Source organism: Amycolatopsis ruanii (genome assembly GCF_003385175.1).
GTDB classification, from domain to species: domain Bacteria; phylum Actinomycetota; class Actinomycetes; order Mycobacteriales; family Pseudonocardiaceae; genus Amycolatopsis_E; species Amycolatopsis_E thermalba.
This window is the reverse complement of record NZ_PQHY01000028.1, coordinates 1-22,007: the sequence shown is the minus strand read 5'-3', so window position 1 is coordinate 22,007 and position 22,007 is coordinate 1. Positions and strand designations below refer to the sequence as shown.

Annotated in this window: 24 protein-coding genes and 1 pseudogene; 5 read left to right on the top strand and 20 right to left on the bottom strand. The window is 71.5% G+C overall.

Annotated elements, in window-relative coordinates:
- The first annotated feature begins 33 nt into the window (after window positions 1-33).
- The gene (locus tag D0D28_RS17270) at window positions 34-702 is read left to right on the top strand and encodes a FadR/GntR family transcriptional regulator (RefSeq protein WP_116111277.1); all 669 of its coding nucleotides are present in this window, start codon (window positions 34-36) and stop codon (window positions 700-702) included.
- Between the two features lie 117 nt (window positions 703-819).
- Here D0D28_RS17270 and map read toward each other — a convergent pair whose 3' ends face one another.
- The 8 genes from map to dxr all read right to left on the bottom strand — a co-directional run bounded on the left by map (window position 820) and on the right by dxr (window position 8,208).
- Window positions 820-1,677 (bottom strand): type I methionyl aminopeptidase, encoded by an 858-nt coding sequence (gene map / locus D0D28_RS17265; protein ID WP_094007890.1) that lies wholly within the window; start codon window positions 1,675-1,677, stop codon window positions 820-822.
- A gap of 46 nt (window positions 1,678-1,723) precedes the next feature.
- A complete protein-coding gene (locus tag D0D28_RS17260; protein WP_116111305.1) occupies window positions 1,724-2,578 on the bottom strand; it encodes a GNAT family N-acetyltransferase in 855 nt (284 codons plus the stop codon).
- A gap of 48 nt (window positions 2,579-2,626) precedes the next feature.
- The gene (locus D0D28_RS17255) at window positions 2,627-3,022 is read right to left on the bottom strand and encodes a VOC family protein (RefSeq protein WP_116111276.1); all 396 of its coding nucleotides are present in this window, start codon (window positions 3,020-3,022) and stop codon (window positions 2,627-2,629) included.
- Window positions 3,019-3,846, bottom strand: coding sequence for a helix-turn-helix domain-containing protein (locus D0D28_RS17250; RefSeq protein ID WP_116111275.1), 828 nt, complete (start codon window positions 3,844-3,846; stop codon window positions 3,019-3,021). The genes D0D28_RS17255 and D0D28_RS17250 overlap by 4 nt, the downstream gene beginning before the upstream one ends.
- A 4-nt stretch (window positions 3,847-3,850) precedes the next feature.
- Window positions 3,851-4,417, bottom strand: coding sequence for a Uma2 family endonuclease (locus tag D0D28_RS17245; RefSeq protein ID WP_116111274.1), 567 nt, complete (start codon window positions 4,415-4,417; stop codon window positions 3,851-3,853).
- 82 nt (window positions 4,418-4,499) lie between these two features.
- The gene (gene ispG, locus D0D28_RS17240) at window positions 4,500-5,651 is read right to left on the bottom strand and encodes a flavodoxin-dependent (E)-4-hydroxy-3-methylbut-2-enyl-diphosphate synthase (protein ID WP_094007886.1); all 1,152 of its coding nucleotides are present in this window, start codon (window positions 5,649-5,651) and stop codon (window positions 4,500-4,502) included.
- Between the two features lie 127 nt (window positions 5,652-5,778).
- On the bottom strand, window positions 5,779-6,999 hold the full coding sequence (locus D0D28_RS17235) for a M50 family metallopeptidase (protein ID WP_116111273.1): 1,221 nt from the start codon (window positions 6,997-6,999) through the stop codon (window positions 5,779-5,781).
- Window positions 7,000-7,002: 3 nt separating this feature from the next.
- Window positions 7,003-8,208: a 1-deoxy-D-xylulose-5-phosphate reductoisomerase gene (dxr, locus tag D0D28_RS17230; RefSeq protein WP_233157448.1), complete on the bottom strand. Its 1,206-nt coding sequence runs from the start codon at window positions 8,206-8,208 to the stop codon at window positions 7,003-7,005.
- Window positions 8,209-8,305: 97 nt separating this feature from the next.
- Here dxr and D0D28_RS17225 point away from each other — a divergent pair, with 97 nt between their 5' ends.
- Complete coding sequence (locus tag D0D28_RS17225) at window positions 8,306-8,581, top strand: DUF2631 domain-containing protein (protein WP_116111271.1); 276 nt, start codon at window positions 8,306-8,308, stop codon at window positions 8,579-8,581.
- 239 nt (window positions 8,582-8,820) lie between these two features.
- Here the strand turns inward: D0D28_RS17225 and rlmN are convergent, their stop codons facing one another.
- Complete coding sequence (rlmN, locus tag D0D28_RS17220) at window positions 8,821-9,927, bottom strand: 23S rRNA (adenine(2503)-C(2))-methyltransferase RlmN (protein ID WP_094007882.1); 1,107 nt, start codon at window positions 9,925-9,927, stop codon at window positions 8,821-8,823.
- A gap of 355 nt (window positions 9,928-10,282) precedes the next feature.
- On the opposite strand from rlmN, the gene D0D28_RS17215 reads away from it, so the two are divergent.
- Window positions 10,283-10,729: a PadR family transcriptional regulator gene (locus tag D0D28_RS17215; RefSeq protein WP_094007881.1), complete on the top strand. Its 447-nt coding sequence runs from the start codon at window positions 10,283-10,285 to the stop codon at window positions 10,727-10,729.
- Here D0D28_RS17215 and D0D28_RS17210 read toward each other — a convergent pair.
- Window positions 10,678-11,508: a class I SAM-dependent methyltransferase gene (locus tag D0D28_RS17210; RefSeq protein ID WP_116111270.1), complete on the bottom strand. Its 831-nt coding sequence runs from the start codon at window positions 11,506-11,508 to the stop codon at window positions 10,678-10,680. The two genes, D0D28_RS17215 and D0D28_RS17210, sit on opposite strands and share 52 nt — an antisense overlap.
- A gap of 84 nt (window positions 11,509-11,592) precedes the next feature.
- Here D0D28_RS17210 and D0D28_RS17205 point away from each other — a divergent pair, with 84 nt between their 5' ends.
- Window positions 11,593-12,435: a VOC family protein gene (locus D0D28_RS17205; protein WP_094007879.1), complete on the top strand. Its 843-nt coding sequence runs from the start codon at window positions 11,593-11,595 to the stop codon at window positions 12,433-12,435.
- A 254-nt stretch (window positions 12,436-12,689) separates the two neighbouring features.
- Here D0D28_RS17205 and D0D28_RS17200 read toward each other — a convergent pair whose 3' ends face one another.
- The 5 genes from D0D28_RS17200 to rpsB all read right to left on the bottom strand — a co-directional run bounded on the left by D0D28_RS17200 (window position 12,690) and on the right by rpsB (window position 16,748).
- Window positions 12,690-13,571, bottom strand: coding sequence for a phosphatidate cytidylyltransferase (locus D0D28_RS17200; protein WP_116111269.1), 882 nt, complete (start codon window positions 13,569-13,571; stop codon window positions 12,690-12,692).
- Window positions 13,571-14,128 (bottom strand): ribosome recycling factor, encoded by a 558-nt coding sequence (gene frr / locus D0D28_RS17195; RefSeq protein ID WP_094007877.1) that lies wholly within the window; start codon window positions 14,126-14,128, stop codon window positions 13,571-13,573. The genes D0D28_RS17200 and frr overlap by 1 nt, the downstream gene beginning before the upstream one ends.
- A 44-nt stretch (window positions 14,129-14,172) precedes the next feature.
- Entirely contained in the window at window positions 14,173-14,922 is a 750-nt protein-coding gene (gene pyrH / locus D0D28_RS17190) for a UMP kinase (RefSeq protein WP_094007876.1), read from the bottom strand.
- A 104-nt stretch (window positions 14,923-15,026) separates the two neighbouring features.
- Window positions 15,027-15,854, bottom strand: a complete 828-nt coding sequence (tsf, locus tag D0D28_RS17185) for a translation elongation factor Ts (RefSeq protein WP_094007875.1) — start codon at window positions 15,852-15,854, stop codon at window positions 15,027-15,029.
- 69 nt (window positions 15,855-15,923) lie between these two features.
- Window positions 15,924-16,748 (bottom strand): 30S ribosomal protein S2, encoded by an 825-nt coding sequence (gene rpsB / locus D0D28_RS17180; RefSeq protein WP_094007874.1) that lies wholly within the window; start codon window positions 16,746-16,748, stop codon window positions 15,924-15,926.
- A 790-nt stretch (window positions 16,749-17,538) separates the two neighbouring features.
- Between rpsB and D0D28_RS17175 the strand changes: the two genes are divergently transcribed.
- Window positions 17,539-18,102 (top strand): murein hydrolase activator EnvC family protein, encoded by a 564-nt coding sequence (locus D0D28_RS17175; protein WP_240323247.1) that lies wholly within the window; start codon window positions 17,539-17,541, stop codon window positions 18,100-18,102.
- Here the strand turns inward: D0D28_RS17175 and D0D28_RS17170 are convergent.
- From D0D28_RS17170 to D0D28_RS17155, 5 genes and pseudogenes are all read right to left on the bottom strand, one after another.
- Window positions 18,099-19,025, bottom strand: a complete 927-nt coding sequence (locus tag D0D28_RS17170) for a FliA/WhiG family RNA polymerase sigma factor (RefSeq protein WP_240323246.1) — start codon at window positions 19,023-19,025, stop codon at window positions 18,099-18,101. The two genes, D0D28_RS17175 and D0D28_RS17170, sit on opposite strands and share 4 nt — an antisense overlap.
- Window positions 19,026-19,428: 403 nt before the next feature.
- A complete protein-coding gene (locus D0D28_RS17165) occupies window positions 19,429-20,421 on the bottom strand; it encodes a tyrosine recombinase XerC (protein WP_094007873.1) in 993 nt (330 codons plus the stop codon).
- Window positions 20,422-20,491: 70 nt separating this feature from the next.
- Window positions 20,492-21,664 (bottom strand): DNA-processing protein DprA, encoded by a 1,173-nt coding sequence (gene dprA / locus D0D28_RS17160; protein ID WP_116111268.1) that lies wholly within the window; start codon window positions 21,662-21,664, stop codon window positions 20,492-20,494.
- Window positions 21,661-21,813: a hypothetical protein gene (locus D0D28_RS35715; protein ID WP_162830568.1), complete on the bottom strand. Its 153-nt coding sequence runs from the start codon at window positions 21,811-21,813 to the stop codon at window positions 21,661-21,663. The genes dprA and D0D28_RS35715 overlap by 4 nt, the downstream gene beginning before the upstream one ends.
- Window positions 21,810-22,007, bottom strand: a pseudogene (locus tag D0D28_RS17155) (YifB family Mg chelatase-like AAA ATPase); the annotation flags it as partial. The gene D0D28_RS35715 and the pseudogene D0D28_RS17155, both read right to left, overlap by 4 nt.

Below are 22,007 nucleotides of genomic sequence, written 5' to 3'. Positions count from 1 at the left end.
AAACATAGGATGATCGGGTGAAGGGATATCCCCGTGCCACTCGCCACTACTCGCCGGACCGGTCTCGTCGACCAGGTGATCGGGCAGCTCAGGGACGCCATCGCGGAGGGCGAATGGGCCATCGGCCAGCGGATACCCACCGAGGCGGCACTCGCCGAGAGCCTCGGGGTGGGACGCAACACGGTCCGGGAGGCCGTACGCGCGCTCGCGCACAGCGGGCTGCTGGAGGTGCGGCAGGGCGACGGCACGTACGTCCGCGCCACGAGTGAGGTCTCCGGCGCGATCCGCCGGCTGTGCGGCTCCGAGCCGCGCGAGGTGCTGGGGGTGCGGCGGGCGCTGGAGGTGGAGGCCGCGCGGCTGGCCGCGACCGTCCGCACCGAGGAGGAGCTGGCGACGATCACCGAGCTGCTCGACCAGCGCGACGAGGCCTACCGGGGCGAGGACATCGAAACGTACGTGCGGGCGGACACCGAGTTCCACCTCGCGGTCGTGCGGGCCAGCCACAACGCGCTGCTCACCGAGCTGTACCGCGGGATTCTCGAGGCCGTGACGGCCAGTGTCGCGGCCACGACGGACACCCGCCTGCCCGAGACCGAGGCGATCGGCCACCGCGGCCTGCTGGAGGCCATCGCGGCGCGGGACACCGAGCGCGCGATGACCGAGGCGGCCGGCTTCCTGGACAACCTGATCGCCGACGCCTGACCGGCGGCGGGGCGAGCGTAGTCACGGTGCGATCGCCAGGGGCTGCGCGACAGCCCCGCACGAACCCACCGTGGTGCGCGGCCCGCCCCGGCGCGCGGCTCCGCGGGCCGACCGTGGTCAGGGCAGCGTCAGGATCTCCGCGCCGTCCGCGGTCACCACCAGGGTGTGCTCGAACTGGGCCGTCCAGCTCTTGTCCTTCGTGGTGACCGTCCAGTCGTCGTCCCAGATGTCGTAGTCGATCGAGCCGAGCGTGATCATCGGCTCGATCGTGAACGTCATGCCCTCCTCGATGACCGTGGTCACCGACGGGTCCTCGTAGTGCAGCACGGTCGGCGCGGTGTGGAAGGCCGGGCCGACGCCGTGGCCGGTGAAGTCCCGCACCACGCCGTAGCCGAACCGCTTCGCGTAGGACTCGATCACGCGGCCGATCACGTTCAGCTGGCGGCCGGGCCGCACGGCCTTGATCGCGCGCATCGTCGCCTCGTGGGTGCGCTCGACCAGCAGCCGCACCTCCTCCGACACGTCACCGGCGCAGAACGTCGCGTTCGTGTCGCCGTGCACGCCGCCGATGTAGGCGGTGACGTCGATGTTGCAGATGTCGCCGTCCTGGATCACCGTCGAGTCCGGGATGCCGTGGCAGATGACCTCGTTCAGCGAGGTGCAGCAGGACTTCGGGAAGCCGCGGTAACCGAGCGTCGACGGGTAGGCGTTGTGGTCGAGCAGGAACTCGTGCACCACCTTGTCGACGTCGTCGGTGGTGTTGCCCGGCTTGACGGCCTTGCCGCCCTCCTCCAGCGCCTGCGCGGCGATCTTGCTCGCCACGCGCATGGCCTCGATGACCTCGGGCGTGCGCACGCCGTTGCCGGTGTCCCGCTTCGGCGCCGGCCTGTCCACGTATTCGGGGCGCGGAATGCTGGCGGGCACGGGGCGGCGCGGCGTCTGGACGCCAGGGGTCAACGGAGCACGCTGGGACATGACTCCACCCTACGACCCCCGACGGGCGCGGCGGCTGTGAGCCCGGTCAGAACAGCACGGTCGCGTACCGGCCCACCTGGCTGAACCCGATGCGGCGGTAGGCGGCCAGCGCGGGGCTGTTGAAGCTGTTCACGTACAGGCTGGCCGTGCGGCCGAGCCCGTTGACGAGCCGGCTCACCACCGCCGCCGTGCCGGAGGCGCCCAGACCGTGCCCGCGCCGGTCCGGCCGCACCCAGACGCCCTGGATCTGGCCCACGCTGCGGGACATCGCCCCGATCTCGGCCTTGAACACGACCTCGCCGTTCTCGAACCGGGCGAACGCGCGCCCGCTGGAGATCAGCTCCGCGACGCGGGCGCGGTAGCTCGCGCCACCGTCACCGGCGCGCGGGTCGACGCCGACCTCCTCGATGAACATCGCGATCGCCGCCGGCAGGTACCGCTCCAGCTCGTCCGGACGCACCGGGCGCACCAGCGGGTCCGGCTTCACCGCGGGCTGGGCGTCCATCGCCATCAGCGGCTGGTCGTCGCGCACCTCGCGCGCCGGGCCCCACTCCCCCGCCAGCTCGTCCCACAGCCCCAGGACCTGCTCGGCCGGGCCGACCAGCGACGAGCACACGCGTTGCTTGCGCAGGGCCCGGTCCGCGAACGACCGCAGGGCCGCCGCGTTGCCGCGCAACGGGATCAGGTTCGGGCCGGAGAAGCACAGGCCGGGCAGGCGGCCGCCGCGGGCGCCCCGGTAGTCGGCGGCCCACAGCTCCCCGCCGAGGCGCCAGGGGTCCAGACCGGCCACCTCGACGCGCGCGCTGACCATGCAACTGGCCACCGGGTCCGCCGCGAGCACGGCACGGACCACGGCATCGTCCCGATCACTGAGCAGCCGTGCACCGGCAAGCCGCAACACGTCCACCAGATTGCCAGATGGAGTGGTGGATCGGGAAATCGTGGGGGATCAGGCGGCGCCGCGGTAGGTGCCGAAGGTCCACAGGTTGCCCTCCGGATCGCGGGCGGTGAAGGTGTGCGAGCCGTAGTCGGTGTCGTGGAGGGGCTCGACGATCTCCGCACCGGCCTGGCGCACCCGCTCGTGGATCTCGTCGACGTGGTCGGTGACCACGTACGCGGAGCCGGCGTTCTTCGTCTCGCCGTGGACGCCTGTGGTGTGGCCGGTGCTGCCGAACATGAAGCCGCCGCCTTCGGGCCAGCGCAGCTCGGCGTGGGCGATCTGCCCGTCCTCGCCCGGCACGACGAGCGTCTCGCGGAAGCCGAACACCTCGGTGAGGAACTTCCGCGCGGCGTGCGCGTCGTCGTAGCGGAAGGCGGGCCAGACGGTGGGTGGGTTCTCGGTCATGTCCCCGAGTCTGGGCCCGCCGAGGCGTCCTGGTCTTGGAGGAATGGGAGTTCCTCGGCGATCCAGGTGCGCGGCGAGCACCCGGCCAGGGCGCGCCACTCGTTGGACAGGTGGGCCTGGTCGTAGAAGCCGCAGTCGGCGGCGAGCGTGGCCAGGTCGGTGGGGGCCTGGCGGAGCCTGGCGATGGCGCGCTCGAAGCGGAGGACGCGGGCGGCCTGCTTGGGCGGCAGGCCCAGCTCGCGGCGGAAGCGTTCGGCGAAGTGGCGGCGGCTCCAGCCGACCTCGGCGGCGAGGTCCTCGACGCGGATCAGCCCAACGGCCAGGGTGAGGCGGCGCCACGCCCAGGCGACCTCCCGGGCCGGTTCGCGGTCGGCGCGGGCGCGGCGGAAGACGTCGTCGAGGATGGCGAAGCGGTGGGCCCAGGTGGGGGCGTCGGCGAGGCGTTCGGCGAGGTGTTTCGGCCCCAGCTCGGCGAGGTCGACGACGAGGTTGCTCAGCTCGGTGGCCGGGACGCCGAACAGGGCGGGCGTGGCGAGCGGGTCGATCTCGACGTGGACGCCCGATTGGAAGGCGTCCTGGGCGATCAGGGCGGGCGCGGTGTGCATCCCGCCGAGCGCGGCGGTGTAGCGGCCCGGCGACTGGCCGGGGCGGGGCAGGCCGGTGAAGCGGATCGGCTCGGCGAGGCTGATGACGAGCGTGACGTGCCGCGAGGGCAGCCCGCGGTGGGTTTCGAGGGTCACGCCGTGCTGCGTGTAGCCGATGTACCGCGTGATCGCGGGCCGCAACTGCGGGTGCGGCGCACGAACAACCCACTCGGCCGTCACGGGCTCAGAACCCGGTGGTCTCCAACCGGATCCCGAACGGCTCGCCGATCTCGACGGGTTGCCCGAACGGGACCCGGACGGTCCGGCTGTAGACGCCCTGAACCGGCTCGGTGAACAGCGAGACCGCGGGGCCGTCCTCGTCGTAGGCGTCGATCAGCAGGTACTGCGGAATGCCGCCGTGGGCGTACGCCCACTTCTTCTTCCGGTCGTGCTCACCGTTGCTCGGCGAGGTGATCTCCACGGCCAGGAGCACGTGCTCGGCCGGGACCGGATCGGAGTTCTCCGGCACAACGTCGCGCGGCACCACGCAGAGATCCGGCACGTAGATGCTCCCGATCGCGCGAATACCGACACCCAGCGTCTGGACGATGCCGCACCCCGCAGGGCGTGCCCGGCGCAGTGCATCGTCCACCAGATCTGCGATCAGGTTGTGCTTTCCCCCAGGCGGCGGCGTGATCTGAATCCCCTCGGCGGTGAGCTCCGGGCGCCAGCCCTCCGGCACCTGGAGTTCGCGCCAGGTGTCCAGCAGCCGTTCCCAGGTCATCGCCGAACCCGCGAATGCGGTGCTCATCGACCCACCCCGTTCCTGCCGTCCACGCGCCGTCCCGAAGGATAGCGGCCGGAGGGCCCGGATGTGCCCTCGGTGAGGGAGCCTAACTCACCGTGACGACGGGAGAACCGCTTCCTTCCGCGTCCCCCGCCTCCTCGGCGATGCGCATCGCCTCTTCGATCAGCGTTTCGACGATCTGGTGCTCCGGCACGGTCTTGATGACCTCGCCCTTGACGAAGATCTGGCCCTTGCCGTTGCCGCTCGCCACGCCGAGGTCGGCCTCGCGCGCCTCACCGGGGCCGTTCACCACGCAGCCCATCACCGCGACGCGCAGCGGGATCTCCATGCCCTCCAGGCCCGCGGTGACCTCGTCGGCCAGCTTGTAGACGTCCACCTGCGCCCGGCCGCACGACGGGCACGACACGATCTCCAGCTTCCGCGGCCGCAGGTTCAGCGACTGCAGGATCTGGATGCCGACCTTGACCTCCTCGACCGGCGGCGCGGACAGCGACACGCGGATGGTGTCGCCGATGCCCTGCCGCAGCAGCGCGCCGAACGCCACGGCCGACTTGATCGTGCCCTGGAACGCCGGGCCCGCCTCGGTGACGCCCAGGTGGAGCGGGTAGTCGCACTGCTCGGCCAGGATCTCGTACGCCCGGATCATGACCACCGGGTCGTTGTGCTTGACCGAGATCTTGATGTCGTGGAAGTCGTGCTCGGCGAACAGCGACGCCTCCCACAGCGCCGACTCGGCCAGCGCCTCCGGGGTGGCCTTGCCGTACTTCTTCAGCAGCCGCGGGTCCAGCGAACCGGCGTTGACGCCGATCCGGATGGGCGTGCCGTGGTCCTTCGCCGCCTGGGCGATCTCGGCGACCTTGTCGTCGAACTTCTTGATGTTGCCCGGGTTCACCCGCACCGCGGCGCAGCCGGCCTCGATCGCGGCGAACACGTACTTGGGCTGGAAGTGGATGTCCGCGATGACCGGGATCTGCGACTTCTTCGCGATCGCCGGCAACGCCTCGGCGTCGTCCGCGGACGGGCAGGCCACGCGCACGATGTCGCAGCCGGCCGCGGTGAGCTGCGCGATCTGCTGCAGCGTCGCGTTCACGTCCGCGGTCAGGGTGGTCGTCATGGACTGCACCGAGATCGGGTGTTCACTGCCGACACCGACGTTGCCCACCATGAGCTGGCGCGTCTTGCGGCGCTCGGACAGCACGGGGGCGGGGAGGGCGGGCATACCAAGCTCGACGCTCATCGAATCCTCTACGGCGTGAGACGGGCTGCTGACGTTGTCCAGCTTACTCACAGGCCGGGCCCGGCACGGTGGCGACCGGCCGGAGCGAGTTCCCCCGCACAAGGCCCTGACCTGGTGAAACGTACTGCTACTGCAGCCTGATCGGGTTGACGATGTCGGCGGTGACGGTGAGCAGGGTTACGGCCCCGCCGATCAGCACCAGCACGACGGTGACCGCGGACAGCTTCGAGTAGTCGACCGGGCCGCCCCCGGCCTTGCCGCGCAGCTTGCGGATCCAGTCGCGGACCCGTTCGTACCAGATGACCGCGATGTGCCCGCCGTCCAGCGGCAGCAGCGGCAGCAGGTTGAACACGCCGACGAAGAAGTTCAGGCTCGCCAGCAGGAGCAGGAACAGCGACCACAGCCCGGCTTCGACGGCCTCGCCGCCGATGCGGCTCGCGCCGACCACGCTGACCGGCGTGTTGGGGTCGCGCTCGCCGCCGAAGATCGACGACACCACGGCCGGGATGCGCTCCGGGAACTCCAGCAGGCGCTGCCAGGTCTGGACGAACATGTCGCCGGTGAAGCCGGCCGCGCCGGCGATCGCGGTGATCGCGTTGTACTCGAACATGCGCTGGAAGGTGACGCCGATCGAACCGACGGAGACGACCTTCTCCGGCCCGTTGGGGTTGGCCGGGTCGGTGACCGGGCGGTCGACCCGCACCACGTCCACGGTCAGCGGCACGATCCGGCCGTCGCGCTCGACCTCGAACCGGGTCGGGCCGGACAGCTGCTGGATCGCCGCCGTGACGTCGGAGTAGGTCGGGGTGCGGGTGCCGTTGACCGACACGATCTCGTCGCCCGGCTGGATGCCGCCGCTCTTCGCCGGGGCCGCGTCGCCCGGCCGGCACACCGGGTTGGCGAACTCCTCGTCGGTGGTCGCGCTGCGCACGCACTCCGACACCGTGGAGATCTGCGGCTTGCCGACCGCGTTGGGCAGGCCCATCGTGGCGGCCATCAGGTAGAGCACCACGAAACCGAGGATGAAGTGCGTGACCGAGCCGGCGGCCATCACGACGGTGCGCTTCCAGGTCTTGAAGCGCCACATCGCGCGCGGCGCCTCGTCCGGCTTCACCTCGTCCAGCGCGGTCATGCCCGCGATGTCGCAGAACCCGCCCAGCGGGATCCACTTCAGGCCGTACTCCGTCTCGCCGCGGCGGAAGGAGAACACCGTCGGGCCGAACCCGACGAAGTAGCGGCGGACCTTCATGCCGAACGCCTTGGCGGTCAGCATGTGCCCCGCCTCGTGCAGCGCGACGGACACGCAGATGCCCAGCGCGAACAGCACGACTCCGAAAACGTAGGCCACCCGCTACTTCCCTCCGGTCAAGATCTCCGCGGCCCGGGCTCGTGCCCACTGCTCGGCCGCCAGTACCTCCGCGACGTCGCCAGGCTCGCGACGCCACTCGTCGGCGGCCTCCACCACCTGGGTAACAGTGTCCACAATCGCCGTAAAGCCGGCGTTCTGCGTCAGGAACGCCTCGACGCACACCTCGTTGGCCGCGTTGTAGACCGCGGGCAGGCAGCCGCCCACGGTACCGGCGTGCCGGGCCAGCTCGACCGCCGGGAAGGCCTCGTTGTCCAGGGGTTCGAACGTCCACTGGGCGGCCTGGTCCCAGCGGCAGGCCGGGGCCGCGCCGGGCACCCGGTCCGGCCAGTTCAGGGCGAGCGCGATCGGCAGGCGCATGTCCGGCGGGCTGGCCTGGGCCAGGGTGGAGCCGTCGGTGAAGGTGATCATCGAGTGCACGATCGACTGCGGGTGGACGACCACGTCGATCCGGTCACACGCGACGCCGAACAGCAGGCTCGCCTCGATCAGCTCCAGGCCCTTGTTGACCAGGGTGGCCGAGTTGATGGTGATGAGCCGGCCCATCGCCCAGGTGGGGTGGGCCAGCGCGTCTTCGACTGTGACGTTCGCCAGATCGGCGCGCTTGCGGCCGCGGAACGGCCCACCGGAGGCGGTCAGCACGAAGCGGTCGACCTCCTCGGCGCGGCCGCCGCGCAGTGCCTGGGCCATCGCCGAGTGCTCGGAGTCGACCGGGACGAGCTGGCCGGGCTTGGCCTGCTTGAGCACGAGCGGCCCGCCGGCGATGAGCGACTCCTTGTTCGCCAGGGCCAGCGTCGCGCCGGTGTCCAGGGCCTTGAGCGTCGGTTCGAGGCCCTGGGACCCGGGCAGGCCGTTGAGGACGACGTCGACCCGGACCGTGTTGATCAGCTCGACGACGGCGTCCCGGCCGGCGAAGATGCGCGGCAGTTTGAACTCGCCCCGCGAGTAGCCGCGCTTCTGGGCCTCGGCGTACAGCGCGAGCTGCAGGTCCTCGACGACCGTGGGTTTCGTCACGGCCACCGCGTCGACCTGGTGGGCCAGCGCCTGCGCGGCCAGCAGCGCCGGATCGGACCCGCCCGCGGCGAGGCCCGCGATGCGGAAGAGGTGCTGGTTGCGGGCGGCGACGTCGAGGGCCTGCGTGCCGATCGAGCCGGTCGAGCCGAGCACGAGGACGGTGCGGGGTGCGTTCATCGGGGTCATTGTCGCGAACCCGTCCGAGCGGGTCATCGGCGCGGGGCCGGTCGCGGTGTGGAATCATCCGGTTGGACGTTCAGCAGGGCCTGGAGGAGTGATCGTGGCGAGCAAGGCGGTCGAGAAGCGGCGGCAGGCCGCTCCGGCGAAGGTGGACCCGCGGGACGAGCCGTCGGCCGAGTGGGGCTGGCACGGCGGGTTCCCGAAGGGCGGGCGCATCGCGGGCTGGGTCACGGTCGTCGTGCTGCTGGCGATGATCTACAACAACCACGAGAACAACACCGAGAACGTGTGGCTGGTCGGCATCGCGGCCGGCATCGCGTTCGGGCTGCTCTGGGAGATGCGGAAGAAGCGCACGGCCTGGCGCCGCTGACGCAGGCGACGTGAGGAGGGGCCCCTCGGCGAGGGGCCCCTTCTTTGCTGCTCAGCCCTCGAACAACCCGTCCACACGACCGGACTCGGCCCGGCGAAGCCGCTCGGCGATGCGCCCCGGAAGGCCGACGCGCTCGCCCGGAACGTTACGGTGGGAAAACCGGCCGCCCGGAAGGGAACCGAGAAGTCCGGTGGACGAGTCCGCACCAGCGAAATCCCCCCGTCTCGCCGCGCCTTCGATCAGCCTTCGGCCGCCAGCTGCCCGCACGCGGCGGCGATCTCCTGGCCCCGCGTGTCCCGCACGGTGCACGCCACGCCGCCCTCGTTGACGCGCCGCACGAACTCCCTCTCGACCGGTTTCGGGGAGGCGTCCCACTTCGAACCGGGCGTCGGGTTCAGCGGGATCACGTTCACGTGCACCAGCTGGCCCAGGTGCTTGCGCAGCCGCTTCGCCAGCAGGTCCGCCCGCCACGGCTGGTCGTTCACGTCCCGGATCAGCGCGTACTCGATCGACACGCGGCGGCCCGTCGAGTCGGCGTAGTACCGCGCCGCCTCCAGCACCTCGTCCACCGACCAGCGGTTGTTGACCGGCACGAGCGTGTCGCGCAGCTCGTCGTCCGGGGTGTGCAGCGACACCGCCAGCCGGACCTGCATCTTCTCGTCCGCCAGTCGCCGGATCGCCGGGGCCAGCCCGACCGTGGACACCGTTACCGACCGCTGCGAGATGCCCAGCCCGTTCGGCGCCGGGTCGGTGATGCGGCGCACCGCGGCCACCACCCGCTTGTAGTTCGCCAGCGGCTCGCCCATGCCCATGAACACGATGTTCGACAGCCGCCCCGGGCCGCCGGGCATCAACCCGTCCCGCATGACCGCGGCAGCCGACCGCACCTGGTCGACGATCTCCGCGGTCGACAGGTTCCGGGTCAGCCCGGCCTGGCCGGTGGCGCAGAACGGGCACGCCATGCCGCAGCCGGCCTGGCTGGAGATGCACAGCGTCGCCCGGTCCGGGTAGCGCATCAGGACGCTCTCCAGCAGCGTGCCGTCGTGCGCCCGCCACAGCGTCTTGCGCGTCGTGCCGTCGTCGCAGGCCAGCGCCCGCACCTCGGTCAGCAGCGGCGGCATCAGCTCGGACACCAGCCGCTCCCGGGACGCGGCCGGGATGTCGGTCATCGCCTCCGGGTCGGCGGTCAGGCGGGCGAAGTAGTGGTTCGACAGCTGCTTGGCGCGGAAGGGCTTCTCGCCGAGGTCGCTGACGGCCGCCGCGCGTTCGGCGGCGGTCAGATCGGCGAGGTGGCGAGGCGGCATCCCACGCCGGGGAGCCTCGAAGAGCAGCGGCAATGTCGACACAACCACACATTGTCCCACGCCACCGCCCGGGGAACCCGCGCCGGGGTGCCGCACTGGCCACTGGCGCCACACCGTCTCCACAGGTCATCCAGGTCGACGACCCGGCGGACCGACAGCCGGGTTGCCTTACGACTGTTTCCGATATATCGTGAGAATGTCGGAACAGTACGGAAGGAGAACCGACATGAGACACGGACATTTCCCCCCGCCGCACGGGCGGCCCGCTTTCGGCCCGTTCGCCCGCGGTGGTTTCGGAGAGTTCCCCCCGGGCTGGGGCCCGGGCGGTCCGCGCGGCGAGTTCCGGGGACGCGGTCCCCGCGGCCCGCACGGCGGGCGGCGGGGACGACGAGGCGACGTGCGCGCCGCCATCCTCGCCCTGCTGGCCGAACAGCCCCGGCACGGTTACGAGATCATCAGCGAGATCGCCGAGCGCAGCGGCGGCTTCTGGCGGCCGAGCCCCGGCTCGGTCTACCCGACCCTGCAGCTGATGGCCGACGAAGGCCTGGTCGTGGCGCGCGAGGACGGCGGCAAGCGCCTGTTCGAGCTGACCGACGCCGGCCGTGAGGCGGCCGCGAACCAGGACGGGAAGCCGCCGTGGGAGCAGATCGCCTCCGACGTCGACCCGAACGAGGTCGACCTGCGCAAGGCGGGCGCCATGCTGGCCGCCGCCGCGGTCCAGGTGTCCCAGGCCGGGACGCCGGGTCAGAAGCGGCGCGCCGCGGAGATCCTCAACGAAGCCCGTCGGTCGATCTACGCCGTGCTCGGCGAGATCGACACCGACGACGAGGACGACGAGGAGTGACCAGGCAGCACGAGGCCGGCGGGCTTGTCGCGGACGAGAACGCGATAGCCCACCGGCACCGTGAAGCCCGCGCCGTGCCGGCCGCGCGATCCGTTGTCCCGTAGGACCTCTTCGATCGCGCGGTCGGCCACCTCCGGGCTGAACTCGATGCGCAGTACTGCCGCGAGGCTCTCGGAGTCGGCGAACCGCCACTGCGCCGTCAGTCGACGGCAGCGAAAACCCTGGCCGGCGAAGAACGCGTCGACCGCGGCCGGGTCGTAGTCGGGCAGATCGGCCCGCATCCACCGGCCATACGGCTCACTGGACACGTCCAGATCGACGATCACCAGCGCTCCCCCCGGCCGCAGCACGCGGTCCGCCTCGCGCAGACCGGGTTCGCAGCCCGGGCCGAAGAAGTACGCGGTGCGCGCGTGCACGACGTCGGCACTCGCGTCCGGTACCGGGATCAGCTGCGCGGAACCACGCAGCACCCGCACCGAAGACAGTCCGGCGACCCGGCGTTCCGCCCGGCGCACCAGCGGTTCGTGCGGCTCGACGCCGATCACCGACCGCGCTGTCCCGGCGAAGCGGGGCAGGTGAAAACCGTCCCCGCAGCCCACGTCCAGGACGTCCTTGCCCTGCCAGGAACATTCCTCGGCGAGGACCCGCCAGATGTCGCCGTCGACGTCCTGCGCGCGGTTCTCCAGCTCGTAGGTGTCCGGGTAGTACCAGATGTTGGGGCTGGGCAGGACGTCCGCCCGGGACGTGGTCCGCTGCCCACGCCGGGCGATCTTCCACACACCGCAAGGATAAATGAAAGGTTGCCCGGAAAGCGCTTCACGTTCGGCCTAGACTTGCTGCCCTCCCCACCGATCGGAGGCGGTATGTCCGTCGGATCTTCGGCCCCGTCCGTTCTGCCGTCCGGGGTTCCGTGCTGGGTCGAGCTCGCCACCGTCGACGAGGCGGCGTCCCACCGGTTCTACGAGGGCCTCTTCGGCTGGACCTACGTGCTCAGCCGCGATCCCGCCACGCGCACCGGCCGGTACCTGATCGGCACGCTGGAGGGCGTGCCCGTCGGTGGTCTCTACCAGGCGGCGCCCGGGCAGGCGAGCGCGTGGATGATCAACATCTCGGTGCAGAACGCGCAGGCGGCGGCGAACTGGGTGCAGCGGCTCGGCGGTGCGGTCACGCTCGAACCGACCGTGCTGCCCCACCGCGGCTGCATCATGCACGGTGTCGAGCCCTCCGGCGCGCCGTTCGTGCTGTGGCAGCCGCCGCCGGACTGGGCGTTCGCGACCGGCTATCCGAACACCTTCTCCGGGGCGGATCTCAACACCCGCGACGGCGCGGCCGCGGACGGCTTCTTCACCAGGCTGTTCTCGTACACGAGCCTGCAGGTGGGCGACAACCGCGGCATCGACTACGTGGAATGGCGGCTGGACCAGCAACCGGTGCTGTACCGGTACGTGATGGGGCCCGAGTACCCGCCGCAGGCGCCGCCGCACTGGATGGTGTACTTCGGCGTCGACCCGGCCCGCGGCGCGGACGCGACGGCAGGCCACGCGCTCATGCTCGGCGGCACCGTGCTGGTGGAGCCCTACGACACGCCGTGGGGCCGGATCGCGATCCTCGCCGATCCGGCCGGGGCGGTGTTCTCGATCATCGACCACTCGCGCGTGAGCGAGGGCTGGGGCCGCGCCGAGGTGGACGACCCCTACGACGACTGAGCCGGTTCTTACCGTCGCGCTCTCCCGGGCGTGCGACAGCTTGCCCGTCACGTCTGCACCCGGCCCGCCTCGGGCCACCCACACCGACCAGGACCGAACGACGGGTGCTCCGCGAGTCCGTCGCGGGACCGCGCTCGATCCTGGCGGCGCGGAGCGTCCGGGGTGTCTGCGTCCGGATGCCGGCTGGGCCGAACGCGTCTACCTGTTCCTGCCGAAGCCTCGGCGATGCGGTCGCGCAGCCGAGGCGCTTGCGGTCAGTTCAGGAACGCCGACAGCAGCAGGAACGACACCACGGCCGACGGCAGCAGCGAGTCGAGCCGGTCCATCAGGCCGCCGTGCCCGGGCAGCAGCGTTCCCATGTCCTTGATGCCGAGGTCCCGCTTCATCAGCGACTCGACCAGGTCGCCCAGCGTCGCGGTCAGCACGATCGCGACCCCGAACACCACACCCTGCCAGATCTGCCCGTCGAGCAGCAGCGTCAGCGTCAGCCCGCCCGCCACGACGCCCGCGACCAGCGAGCCGCTGAAGCCTTCCCACGTCTTCTTCGGGCTGATCGACGGCGCCATCGGGTGCTTGCCCTTGAGGACACCGGCGATGTAACCGCCGGTGTCCGACGCGACGACGCCGATCAGGAACGCCAGCACCCGGCCCACCCCGTCGGCGGGCGGGACCAGCATCGCCGCGAACGCGCCGAACAGCGGCAGGTACGCGGCGGTGAACACGGACGCGCTGATGTCCCGCAGATAGCCCTCGGCCCCGCCGGGCAGGCGCCACAGCAGGCAGGCCAGGACGGTGACCGCGAACGCGATCAGCGCGCCCTCGTAACCGAACGGCCAGGCCAGCCAGATCATCGCCTGACCGCCGGCCAGCAGCGGGACCAGTGCGAGCCGGATCCCCGCGGCACGGCGGAGCGCCTGCGCGAACTCGTACGTGCCGACGGCGATCGCCGCCGCGATGATCCCGATGAACAGGTACCGCACGGTGAGCAGCGACACGAGGATCGCCGCGCCCAGCAGCAGCCCGACACCGATCGCCGCGGGAAGGTTGCGTCCCGCCCGCGACGCTTTCTTGGCCGGTTCGGCCGGCTCCGCAGAAGCCACGGGGGCCTTCTCGCGTTCTTCGCTCACCGGGGGCATCAGACCTCGAGCAGCTCGGTTTCCTTGTGTTTGACGAGCTCGTCGACCTTCGCCACGTAGTTGTCGGTCAGGTGCTGCAGTTCCTTCTCCGCGCGCGCGACCTCGTCCTCACCGGCTTCGCCGTCCTTGGCGATGCGGTCGAGCTCCTCCTTGGCCTTGCGGCGCACCCCGCGGATGTGGACCTTGGCGTCCTCGCCCTTGGACTTGACCATCTTCACCATCTCCTTGCGCCGCTCCTCGGTGAGCTGCGGGATGGTGATGCGGATGATCTGCCCGTCGTTGGACGGGTTCACGCCCAGGTCGGACTCGCGGATGGCCTTCTCGATCGCACCGAGCTGCCCCTGGTCGTAGGGCTTGACGATCACCATGCGGGCCTCGGGGATGTTGACGCCGGCCACCTGGTTCAGCGGCATCGTCGACCCGTACGCCTCGACCATGATCCGGGCGAACATGCCCGGGTTGGCCCGGCCGGTCCGCACCGACGACAGATCCTCCTTGGCGAAGGACACCGCTTTTTCCATCTTCTCCTCGGCGTCGAGGAGGGTCTCGTCGATCACGGCTACTCCCGTTGTCTGTGCTGTTGTTCCCGGTCCCCCGGCGGTCAGGCGCTCGGCCCGGCGACGGGGGTGCTCACCAACGTGCCGATCCTCTCACCACGCACCGCCCTGGCGATGTTCCCCTCGGTGAGAAGGTTGAACACGATGATGGGCATGTTGTTGTCCATGCAGAGGCTGAAGGCGGTGGCGTCGGCGACCTTGAGCCCGCGTTCGAGCACCTCGCGGTGGCTGATCTCGTCGAACATCTTGGCGCTCGGGTCGCTCTTCGGGTCCGCGGTGAAGACCCCGTCCACGGCCTTGGCCATGAGCACCGCCTCGCAGCCGATCTCCAGCGAGCGCTGGGCGGCGGCGGTGTCGGTGGAGAAGTAGGGCATCCCGGTGCCGGCGCCGAAGATCACCACGCGGCCCTTCTCGAGGTGCCGCTCGGCGCGCCGCGGGATGTAGGGCTCGGCGACCTGCCCCATGGTGATGGCGGTCTGCACGCGCGTGGGGACGCCTTCCTTCTCCAGGAAGTCCTGCAGCGCCAGGGAGTTCATGACGGTGCCGAGCATGGCCATGTAGTCGGCCCGGTCGCGGTCCATGCCGCGCTGGGACAGCTCGGCGCCGCGGAAGTAGTTGCCGCCGCCGATCACGACGGCCATCTGGACGCCGGTGCGAACGACGTCCGCGATCTGCGCGGCCACGGAGTGGACGACGTCGGGGTCGAGACCGAGCGCTCCCCCGCCGAACATCTCGCCACCCAGTTTCAGCAGCACCCGCCGGTAACCGCCGTCGGCTCGTTTCGCCTCGCCCATGTCCGCCTCCGCCCGCTCGGGTGCTCTCGTGGAGCCTGCCTTCGCGAGTGTGCCCCGTCCCCGTGATCACGGAGACGGGGCACCCTCACGTCACTGCCGTCGTGTTACGGCTGGCCGACCTCGAACCGGGCGAACCGGGTGACGGTCACGCCGGCCGCGTCGAGCAGCGCCTTGACGGTCTTCTTGTTGTCGAGCACCGACGGCTGCTCCAGCAGCACGGTGTCCTTGTAGAACGCGTTGACCTTGCCCTCGATGATCTTGGGCAGGGCCTGCTCGGGCTTGCCTTCGGCCCGGGCGGTCTCCTCGGCGATGCGGCGCTCGTTGTCGACCAGGTCGGCGGGCACCTCTTCGCGGGTCAGGTACTTCGGCTTGAGGGCCGCGATCTGCAGCGCCGCGTTGCGGGCCGCCTCGGCGGCGCCGTCGCCCTCGCCGCTGTACTCGACCAGCACGCCGACCGCCGGGGGCAGGTCGGTGCCGCGGCGGTGCAGGTACGTCGCGACCTGGCCGTCGAAGGCCACGACGCGGCGCAGGACCAGCTTCTCGCCGATCTTGGCGGCCAGCTCCTGGACGGCGTCGCCGACGGACTTGCCGCCCTCGAGCTCGGCCGCGGCCAGCTTCTCGACGTCGTCGGTCTGCAGGGTCTGGGCGACCTTGACGATCTTGTTGGCGAGCTCCTGGAACTGCTCGTTCTTGGCGACGAAGTCGGTCTCGGAGTTGATCTCGACCAGCACGCCGCCGTCCCCGGCGACGAGGCCCTCGGCGGTGGCGCGCTCGGCGCGCTTGCCGACGTCCTTGGCGCCCTTGATGCGCAGGAACTCAACGGCCTTGTCGAAGTCGCCGCCGCTCTCCTCGAGCGCCTTCTTGCAGTCCATCATGCCGGAGCCGGTGAGCTCGCGGAGACGCTTGACGTCCGCCGCGGTGTAGTTCGCCATCGTGCGGTGTCCGTTCCTCTCGGAAAGTTGTGGGGGCCGCGCCTGCGCGGCGTGGCCTGCCGGAAAGATTCAGGAGGCGGTGGTCTGCTCGGCCGGGGCCTCGTTGCCCTTGAGCAGGTCCTGCTCCCACTCGGCCAGCGGCTCGTCGGACACGCCCGGCTCGGGCTTGTCCTGGCCCTCGGCGGCCGGCGCGGAGCCGTTGCGGCTGGAGCGGGCCATCAGGCCGGCGGCGGCGGCCTCGGCGACCACCTTGGTGAGCAGCGCGGCCGAGCGGATCGCGTCGTCGTTGCCCGGGATCGGGTAGTCGACCTCGTCCGGGTCGCAGTTGGTGTCCAGGACCGCGACGACCGGGATGTTCAGCTTGCGCGCCTCGCCGACGGCGATGTGCTCCTTCTTGGTGTCCACGATCCAGACGGCGCTGGGCACCTTCTGCATGTCGCGGATACCGCCGAGGGTGCGCTCCAGCTTCTCCTTCTCGCGGGTCAGCGTCAGGATCTCGCGCTTGGTGAGCCCCTGGAAACCGCCGGTCTGCTCCTGCGACTCCAGCTCCTTGAGGCGCAGCAGCCGCTTGTGGACCGTCTGGAAGTTGGTCAGCATGCCGCCGAGCCAGCGCTGGTTGACGAAGGGCATGCCCACGCGCTGCGCCTCGCGGGCGATCGCCTCCTGGGCCTGCTTCTTCGTGCCGACGAACATGATGGTGCCGCCGTGCGCGACGGTCTCCTTGATGAACTCGTACGCACGGTCGATGTAGCTCAGCGTCTGCTGCAGGTCGATGATGTAGATGCCGTTGCGCTCGGTGAGGATGTAGCGCTTCATCTTCGGGTTCCAGCGGCGGGTCTGGTGCCCGAAGTGCACGCCGGAATCGAGCAGCTGCTTCATGGTGACGACGGCCATGGCCGGATCCGCACCTCTTCTGTGTAGCGCGCGCCCCGCGGGACGCGCTGGCCGGTTTTGTCGCCGTCGGCCGGGTGGCCGGCGACCCTGGTGCAGTGCCGGTGCCCGGACCCCGGGGGTTGTTCCTCGGGGACCGCCGGGCGCCGTGGGTTCCTCTGAGCGGGGAACCTGCACGTACACGCGAAGTCGACCTGTCGTGACAGGCCGCGCGAACAGTGTACGCCCTGGCGACGCGGGGTTCACCACGGGCGGCCTCGTGATCGCGGCAGGCGCCGCGGGAGCCCGGGGGCGCCAGTGGTGAGCCGGATGCACCACCGCCGACCCGGGCGCACTGGGGGCGAGCCTAGGTGCGACACGGGTGAGCCCGGGGTGCTGCGGGTGAGCCCGGGGTGCTGCGGGTGAGCCAGGGCGCGCAGTACGGGCCCCGAGCCCGCGGTGCTGCTCCTGGATGCGCGACGCGGGCCCCGGATGCGCGGGGCCGGCCTCGGGTGCGCCGTGCCGGCCCCGAGTGCGTCACCGCCGGCCGGCGTGCGCCATCGCCCGCCCGGGCGTCTGGGGGTGAGCCCGAGTTCTGCGGCATCTCGGGCGCTGGCCCTGTTCCCCTTCGGGGTTCGCACTTCCGGCTCGTTCTGGTGGCCCGTACCCCACGCGAACCGTGCTCGGCCCCCTGCGGCCCGCTCGCGCGTGGTGCGAGTGTGTTCGCAGGTTCGAGTTGTCCACAAGCGGCCGAGTTATCCACAGATTTGGTCAGCGGCCGTTCCCGAGGCCGGAAGTGCGCCACCCTGGGTTGATGATCGTGGTAGTTCGCCGATTGCTCGGGATCGTGCTGGTCAGCGCCGGTTTGCTGGCCGGCTCGCCGGACGTTGGAGGGGTCAGGGCGGCACCTCAGGGACCCGTGACGACCGCCCCGCCGGCTGCGGTGCGCGACGACCTGGATCCGCGGTTCGGGTGGCCGTTGTCGCCCAAGCCGGTGGTGGTCCGGCCGTTCCAGGCGCCGTCAGGGCCGTACGGGCCGGGTCATCGCGGGGTGGACCTGGCTGCGACGCCCGGTCAGCAGGTTCTGGCCGCGGGGCCGGGCGTCGTGGTGTTCGCGGGGCTCGTCGCGGGGCGTCCGGTGGTCTCGATCGACCACGACGGCGGGTTGCGCACGACCTACGAGCCGGTCACGCCGACGGTTCCGGCCGGGACGCAGGTGTGGCGGGGACAGCCGATCGGCGTCGTCGAGGCCGGGCATCCGGGGTGTCCGGTCGAGGCCTGCCTGCACTGGGGTGTCCGCCGGGGCGAGGAGTACCTGAGCCCGCTTCCCCTGGTCCAGACCGGCACAGCGATCCGGCTGAAACCCTGGGCAGGTTAGACCCCGGCCTGCTCCGTGAGCCGGGCGCGCAGCCGGAGGACCGCGCGGGTGTGCAGCTGGCTGACCCGCGACTCGGTGACGCCCAGGACCCGGCCGATCTCGGCGAGCGTCAGCCGTTCGAAGTAGTAGAGGCTGACCACGATCCGGTCACGCTCGGTCAGCTGGGCGATGGCCTCGGCGAGCTGGCGCCGGTTGTCCCGGTCGACGAGGACGGCGACGGGGTCGATGGCGTCGTCGTCGGGGAGCGTGTCGACCAGCGAGCCGCTCTCCCGGCCGGCCGCCATGAGGTCCTCGAGCGCGACGACGCTGGTCAGCTGGAGCTGACTGTAGAGGTCGCGCAGCTCTTCGAGGGTGATGCCCAGCTCGGCGGCGACCTCGGTGTCGGTCGGGGTGCGGCGCAGGCGGCCGCCGAGGCGCTCGAGCGCGCGCTCCACCTCACGGGCACGGCTGCGCACGACGCGGGGCACCCAGTCCTGGGAGCGCAGGTCGTCGAGGATCGCGCCGCGGATCCGCTGCATCGCGTAGGTCTCGAACCGCAGGCCGCGCTCGGGCTCGAACTTCTCGATGGCGTCGATCAGGCCGAAGATGCCGGACTGGATGAGGTCGCTGACGTCGACATGCGTGGGCAACCCGGTCCCCACCCGCCCGGCGACGTACTTGACCAGCGGCGCGTAGTGCAGGACCAGGCGCTCCCGCAGCCGCTGCTCCGGGCAGGTCCGGAACTTGCGCCAGACGGCTTGGATCGCGGAGTCGCCGTCACCCGCGCGGGTGGGGCTGCCACCGGGTTGGGCAGCACCGGGTTGGGCAGCACCGGGTTGGGCAGCACCGGGTTGGGTGGCACCGTCGGTGACCGACGCGCCGCTGCCCCGCGAACCGGTGCCCGCGTTCGGCTCGGTCGCGGCCTGCGCACCAGCGTCCGCCACCGGCCCACCACCAGTGACCCGCGGTCCCTCGACCCCCGACTCGCTACCCCCGATCTCCTCGGTCGCGGCCTGCGCACCGGCACCTGCCACCGGCTCGCCGCTGCGAGGTGCCTCCGCGAGCGTGCCGGAGGCCGCCGCCGCTGTGGCTTCGGGGGCACTCTCCCGTGTGGGCGCGCTGGGGGTACCAGTGGCCGTCGGTTCCCCGGTGCGCTCGCTCCCGGGCTCGCCGTCCTGTTCGGACGTGGGCAGCATCGGTCGCCCGGCCTGGTCGGGGGCGGGGCGGGCAGGTGTCGCTCGCAAATCGGCCTTCACACGGGAACCGTTCTCGGCAGCGGGCTCAGGTCGTTCTCCGGGCTCGTACGGGGTGGGCGGTGTCAACGATCCTGCCTGCCGTCCTCCGAGGTCATCGGGATCGGGGGTGGGCTTGGTCATGGATCGCCTTCAACCGCTCGACGGTCACGTGAGTGTAAAGCTGTGTCGTGGCAAGCGTAGCGTGACCGAGTAGCTCCTGAACGCTGCGAAGGTCGGCACCGCCCTCCAGCAGGTGCGTTGCCGCGGTGTGCCGCAGTCCGTGCGGGCCCATGTCGGCCGCCGAGGGCACCGTGTCGAGCGCTTCGTGCACCACTCGCCGGACCGTCCGCGGGTCCAGCCGCCCACCCCGCACACCGAGGAACAGCGCGGACGCGTGCGGCTTCGCCACCGCACCGGCCACCGCCGGCCGGCCGTGGTCGAGCCAGCTGCGCAGAGCCCGATCGGCCGGCGCGCCGAACGGGACCATGCGCTCCTTGCCGCCCTTGCCGAGCACCCGGACGAGCCTGCGGCCGAAGTCCACATCGTCGACGTCGAGCCCGCACAGCTCGGACACCCGCACCCCGGTCGCGTAGAGCAGCTCGAGGACCGCGTGATCACGCAGGGCGACCGGCTCCTGTTGCGCTGCGCCGCTGCCCGCCGCGGTGAGGACGTCCTCCGCCTCGTCCGGCCGGAGCACCGGCGGGAGGGTCCGGTGCACGCGAGGCGCCACCAGCTTCGCCCCCGGGTCGTGGTCCAGCGCGCCTTGGCGGCGAGCCCAGGCGGTGAAGGTCCGGGCCGAAGCCGCTCGCCGTGCGAGAGTGGTCCGTCCCGCTCCCCCGTTCCGCTGGTCGGCCAACCACGACCGGAGCACCCCGATGTCCAGGCCCGCGAGCGCGGCGGCGTCCGGCTGCGGCTCCTCACCGTGCAGGAACCCCAGCAGGGACACCACGTCCCCGACATACGCGCGCACCGTGTGCGGGGACAGCCCTCGCTCCAGCCCGAGGTGCCGTTCGTAGTCGTCGACCAGGCCCGCGGCGGCGCGCGGCAGGGCGTCCCGGAGGGCGTGCAGGTCCGTTTTGCGGCCCCGAGATTCCCGTGCGGACATGGTTGTTCACGCTGCGCGAAGGGGCGCGCGTGGTCAAGCATCGCCACACCGGGAGCAGATGACGATCGCATCACCTCCTCGCCCTGCCGCGCCAGCCGCTTTCGCAGCGCTCGGCGAGGTCGTCGAGTTCGAGGGCGGGCAGTACCGCCCGGACCCGGGCGACCGGAACCCCGGATTCGGCGGCGATCTGCTCGGCGGACTTGCCCTCGCGTTTGTGGAGCGCTTCGTGGACGCGCAGGGCGTCCGGGCCGAGGCCGTCCGTCGGCCGTTTCGAGCGGACCTTCTCGGGCCGGGGCGTGCCGAGCCGGCCGACGGTTTCGATCACGTCGTCGATCGAGGCCACGAGGGTCGCGCCGGATTCGCGGATCAGCTCGTGGCAGCCGATCGACATCGCGGAGGTGATCGGCCCGGGGACGGCCATCACGACCTTGCCGAGCGCGCCGGCTGTCGTCGCGGTGTTGCGCGCGCCGCTACGCCGGCCGGCCTCGACGACGATGGTGCCTTCGCTGAGCGCCGCGATGAGGCGGTTGCGGACCAGGAAGCGGTGGCGGGCGGGCGGTGTGCCCGGCGGGTACTCGCTGGCGACGAGCCCGCCGAGTTCGGCGATCTTGTCGAGGAGGACGACGTGCCCGGCGGGGTATCCGGCGTCGAGGGCGCAGCCGAGCAGCGCGACGGTGGTGCCGCCCGCGGCCAGGGCTCCGCGGTGGGCGGCGCCGTCGACGCCGTAGGCCGCACCGGAGAAGATCGGCACTCCCTGGCGGGCCAGGGCAGAAGCGAAGTCGCCGGCCACGTGCTCGCCGTACCCGGTGGCCGACCTGGCGCCGACGATCGCCACGGCCTGTTCGGTGGCCTCATCGAAGCGGGTGTGGCCGCGCACCCACAACGCGAGTGGCGGGGCGGCACCCGGCACGCCGCGGCTGGCCGCCAGCTGGAGGGACAGGAGCGGCCAGGCCGGCCACTCGTCGTCCTCCGGAATCAGCAGCCGCATGCCGAGGCGAGCGCCTTCGTCGAGGTCGCGCTGGGCGTGGTCGTGCGTGCGGCGGGCCTCGGTCTCGTCGCGCACACGGCTGGGACAGTCGCCGGCGCGGATCGCTTCGGCGGCGGCGACGGGCCCGAGCTGGGCGACGAAGTCGACCACGGCCGGGGCCGGCGGCTCGGCGACGCGGACCAGGTAGGAACGGGCCAGGCGCTCGGCGGCGAGGTTGTCGGTGGAGGGCTCGGGGGCGGTGTGTGAGCTGGTCACGCCGGCCTCCGGATGCGGGGTTCCAGCGCGGCGACCAGGTGGACTGGGGTGGGTTCGGTGCCGATTCGGGGCGTGGTCATTCCCAGCCTCGGGATGTGGGCGGGCAGGTTCGTGGCGAGCGGTTCGCGCAAGTCGGTCGCGGGGCTCATGCGGCTCTCCGATCGCGGAACTCCAGCGCGGCGGCCACGTGATCGGAGGTCGGTTCCTCGACCTTGGCGAGGTCGGCCAGCGTCCACGCGATGCGGAGGCATCGGTCGGCGCCGCGGGCGGTGATCGTGCCGCGTTCGAGGCTTCGCTCCAGCAGGGCTGTCGTCGGGGGTGGGAGGGCGAACTCGCGGTGGAG